This window comes from Nonomuraea sp. NPDC049758 (assembly GCF_040674635.1).
Taxonomy (GTDB): Bacteria; Actinomycetota; Actinomycetes; order Streptosporangiales; family Streptosporangiaceae; genus Nonomuraea.
The window spans coordinates 1-3,682 of record NZ_JBFAMZ010000061.1 but is presented as its reverse complement, the minus strand read 5'-3'; the positions used below and the strand labels follow the sequence as shown (position 1 = coordinate 3,682).

General features: G+C 67.8%; 5 protein-coding genes. 2 read left to right on the top strand and 3 right to left on the bottom strand.

The features are described 5' to 3' along the window. The first annotated feature begins 138 nt into the window (after positions 1 to 138). Positions 139 to 771, top strand: coding sequence for a CGNR zinc finger domain-containing protein (locus tag AB0J46_RS51865; RefSeq protein WP_364344926.1), 633 nt, complete (start codon positions 139 to 141; stop codon positions 769 to 771). A gap of 218 nt (positions 772 to 989) precedes the next feature. Here the strand turns inward: AB0J46_RS51865 and AB0J46_RS51860 are convergent, their stop codons facing one another. The 3 genes from AB0J46_RS51860 to AB0J46_RS51850 form a co-directional block, all read right to left on the bottom strand. After that, positions 990 to 1,139 (bottom strand): hypothetical protein, encoded by a 150-nt coding sequence (locus AB0J46_RS51860; RefSeq protein ID WP_364344923.1) that lies wholly within the window; start codon positions 1,137 to 1,139, stop codon positions 990 to 992. Between the two features lie 2 nt (positions 1,140 to 1,141). After that, entirely contained in the window at positions 1,142 to 1,444 is a 303-nt protein-coding gene (locus AB0J46_RS51855) for a hypothetical protein (RefSeq protein WP_364344920.1), read from the bottom strand. Between the two features lie 119 nt (positions 1,445 to 1,563). Then, complete coding sequence (locus AB0J46_RS51850) at positions 1,564 to 2,901, bottom strand: pentapeptide repeat-containing protein (protein ID WP_364344917.1); 1,338 nt, start codon at positions 2,899 to 2,901, stop codon at positions 1,564 to 1,566. Between the two features lie 305 nt (positions 2,902 to 3,206). Here AB0J46_RS51850 and AB0J46_RS51845 point away from each other — a divergent pair, with 305 nt between their 5' ends. Continuing rightward, positions 3,207 to 3,461 (top strand): tyrosine-type recombinase/integrase, encoded by a 255-nt coding sequence (locus tag AB0J46_RS51845; protein ID WP_364344914.1) that lies wholly within the window; start codon positions 3,207 to 3,209, stop codon positions 3,459 to 3,461. Positions 3,462 to 3,682 lie beyond the last annotated feature (221 nt).

The following is a 3,682-nucleotide window of genomic DNA, read 5'->3' as shown; positions in this document are numbered from 1 at the left end:
CCGGCCAGGTCGTTCGTGTCGATGCAGATGTTGCCGATGCTGATGCTCACCAGCGACCCCTTCTAATCTAACTGACGTACCAATTATGTCGGTTAGGTAACCTACCATCGCCGATGGCCGGATAGGCTGTGAGACGTGATGGATGAGCGTGCCACCGAGCCCGTGCCGGACAACCTTGAGGCCGGGACGGCGCCGATGCCGCTACGCGTGATCGAGGAGTTCATCAACACCCGCCGCCGCGACGGCGACGAGATCGCAACCCCGCAGCAGCTGGCGGCGTGGTTGCACGCCCGCGGCCTCATGCCGGCCGACACGGTGGTGAACGCCGAGCAGCGCGACCGTGCCGAACGCATCCGCGAGGGACTACGCGCACTGATCGCCGAGAACAACACCGAGCCGGTCTCCAGCCCGCGCCCGGACGGCCTCAACCCCGCCGCCCGCGCCGAACTCGCCGACCTCACCCGTGACTTCCCGTTGATGCTCGACGTGACCGTTTCCCCGCCCAGGTTGGTCGCCCGCGCCCGGGAGCCGGTGGAGGCGGCGCTGGCCAGGCTGCTCGTCGTCGTGGCCGAGGCCGTGGCGGAAGGCACGTGGACGCGGCTGAAGGCCTGCCGGGAGCCGAGCTGCCGATGGGCCTACTATGACCACTCCCGCAATCGGCGCCGGACCTGGTGCTCCATGGACATCTGCGGCAACCGCGCCAAAGCCCGCGCCTCTCACCACCGCAAGTCCACCGCGCCCTTGACCGCGGGCCAGCCGACAAACCGATAATCCCGCGCCGTCGGCCCGCCGGCCTCGCTCCGTCCGGGCAGGCGCGGGGCTTTGCCGCCCAGGTCCACGCGGCAGGCCGGGCGCTGAGCGGGCAGGACTGTGACTTGGATCGCTCAATGGCGTGATTCTGGGATCGCTATTTGGCGTACTTTTCGATCTTCGGGACAGTCCGACCGGACAGAACCTGAGTACTGTCCCGTTCCCGAAACGCCGTCTTCTCAGGTCAACGCCCTGTCGTCAGTCCAGGCCCTGGCCACGTCCACGGATGTGGTGTATGAGTCGATCTTCGCGTGATCCTGTATCTGCGGGGCGGAGACCTCGGCCACCGGCAGCGCACGCGCGGCGCCGAGGTCGACGGTGTCAGGCACCGTCACGAGCTTGGCAGTGTCCACCGCGCGTAGCTGCGCCCAGGCGCCGGCCGGACCCAGGTGACAACGCGCGTTCCGACCTCCGGACCCGAGCCGTCCGCCGCCGCCTCAACGACGACGCCCGCCGCGTCCCAGCCTGAGACACCACCCGGTTCGGTGCGCTGGGACAGGTCGGCGACCTCGCCGAAGTTCAACGACACCGCCCGGACCTCGACCACCGCCTGCGCTCGCTCCGGCCGCGGATCAGCAACCTCGCCGACCCGAAGGCCCTGGGGTACGTCCGGGTCGTAGATCAATGCGCGCATCGGGAACCTCCATGGTCGTTTATCGACGGCACGCCACCATCTCTGGCGAGTCTGGCCATCGGCTCGGGTTAGCGTCTGCCTCCGTTTCGCGGAGACGGCGGGGGATCTTCCGGAGGAGCCTACTTCCAGCATCGACTTACCCTGCTCATGGGATCTGCGCCCAGGTACTCCATCACTTCACGCCAACAAGCGCTGTCGATTCTTACCGCCGTCCACGGTCCGAATCGTGTCCGGGCATCAGCGATGGCTGTCTGGCGTATTGCCTTCTCACTTGTCCCCCTGATACCGAGCAGACTCGCGCTTCGTAGGTCCGCGCCGCGCAGGTCTGCACCGCTCAGGCCCGCGCCGCGCAGGTCTGCACCGCCCAAGTTCGCGCCGCGCAGATTAGTGCTGCGCAGATCTGCCAAGCGCAGGTCGGCTCCACGCAGATCCACGCCGCTCAGGACTAAGCCGCGCAGGCTCGCGCCTTGCAGGATTGAGCCGCGGAGGCTCACGCCTTGCAGAGCCGCGTCGCGCAGGTCCGCGCTGAAGAGATCCGCGTGGGAGAGATCCGTGTTGTTCAGGTGTCCCCCGCTCAGGTCCGCCCCGCGCAGGACCGCGTCGCGCAGATCCGCGCCGCTCAGGTTCGCACCGTACAGGTTCGCACCGCTCAGGTCCGCGCCGTGCAGGTCAGCGCCGCGCAGGTCCGCCTTGTGCAGATCCGCGCCGCTCAGGTCCGCGTAGCTCAGGTCCACTCCCGGCAAGAACGCGGAGGTCAGGTCTGCGCTGGGGAAGCGCATCTGGGAGAGATCAGCGCGAGTCCTGTCGGCAAGCGTCAGCTTGGCTGCGACGGTGAGTGCTGCAACTACATCCGCTCCTGGCCTGGCGTGCGGCAGCTTGACCAGCTTGTCAAACATGATGTCGTCGTCACAGGCTTGAGGGAGCTTCTTCCGCTCGGGTTGCAAGGTGCAGAAATCATGGCCGCGGACGTAGGCCGACAGTACGGCAATCACGGTGTTTCGGTCGCGGGGAGAGTCGCCGGCCAGGCGCTGGAGTGCGTAGATGCCGCCCAGGCGTACGTCCTGTTTGGCTGAGCCGAGCTGTTCGACGGCCTTGGTGTAGCGGTCGGTGATTTGGCCTTGCTGGGCGGTATCGACCGTGCGGGCGGTGTACCACAGGCCGAGGGCGGTGAAGGCGACACCGCCGATGACGACGAGGCCGGTGGCTGCCTGGATCAGGGTGTGCCGGGCGGCGTTGAGCGCTTCGATGCGCTCGGTGGCGGTCATCTGCTTGCGCTCGATCTCGGAGATCGGGACACGTTCGCCGGACAGACGGCGGGCGGCGGGGCCGATCAGCAGACCGATCATGAGGCATGTCGTGGCGGCCATGGCCACACCGCCCAGCGTCCAGCGCAGCCAGGCCGGCAGCAGAGGGTTGAGCGCGGCCCAGGTCGCAGCCGTGACGGCGGCGAGGAGCATGGTGAGGCCGAGCGCGCGCAGCAGTCGTCTGCGCCATGGCGGAGCCGCGGGGGCGGCCGGTGGAGGGGGTTGCACGGCTTCCGGCGCGGGGGCTGCCGGGACGCCTGGCGTCGTGGTTCGGGTGGAGGCAAGGGCCGCGCCCACCGCGGCGGACGCGATGAGCCCGGCCAGCGTTAACGCTGCCCGGGGTCTCCAGGAAGGTCTGGCCGTCACACCTCCATTGGAACGCTTCGTGGTGACGACCCGAGCGGGAATGCGCCACTCGGCATGGAATGCTCCGTGATGGAGGCCGTCACGGTTTGAGCGTGGTCTCACGCCGGCCGCGTCCGCCTCGGCTACGATCGCCCCGCGTCCTGCTGGAGACGTACGCCGGCCTCGACCTGCACCAGCTGCGCCACTCCGCCGCCACCCACCTCGGCGGCGCCGAGGTCCCGCTGCAGCTCATCATGGGCAAGACCCGGCACAAGAACCCCCGCACCGCCATGCGCTACGTCAAACCCGGCCCTGAGGCCATCGCCAAGGTCACCGAGATCCTGGCGCCCCGCCGCCGCACCCACTGATCACCCCAGTGGCGACTGGCCGGAGCTGCAGGAGTTCCTGGCCATCACGGATCACTAACAGGCGAAGAAGCCCCAGGTCGCTACCGCTAATTTCTGCACTCAGCCTCCAACTAGTCGCTATTGCAGCTAGTACTACAGCGAGCCTTTGAGATCTGTAGCGTGTAAACATGCCAGATGACTTAACCGCTGCTGATCTGCGGGAGTGGGTTACGGGACTGGAT

Coding starts and splice junctions, on each gene's coding strand:
- AB0J46_RS51855 (WP_364344920.1), bottom strand. CDS start 1,444: ATGCGCGCATTGATCTACGACCCGGACGTACCCCAGGGCCTTCGGGTC.
- AB0J46_RS51865 (WP_364344926.1), top strand. CDS start 139: ATGGATGAGCGTGCCACCGAGCCCGTGCCGGACAACCTTGAGGCCGGG.
- AB0J46_RS51850 (WP_364344917.1), bottom strand. CDS start 2,901: ATGCTCCTCGCCGCCGTCACGGCTGCGACCTGGGCCGCGCTCAACCCT.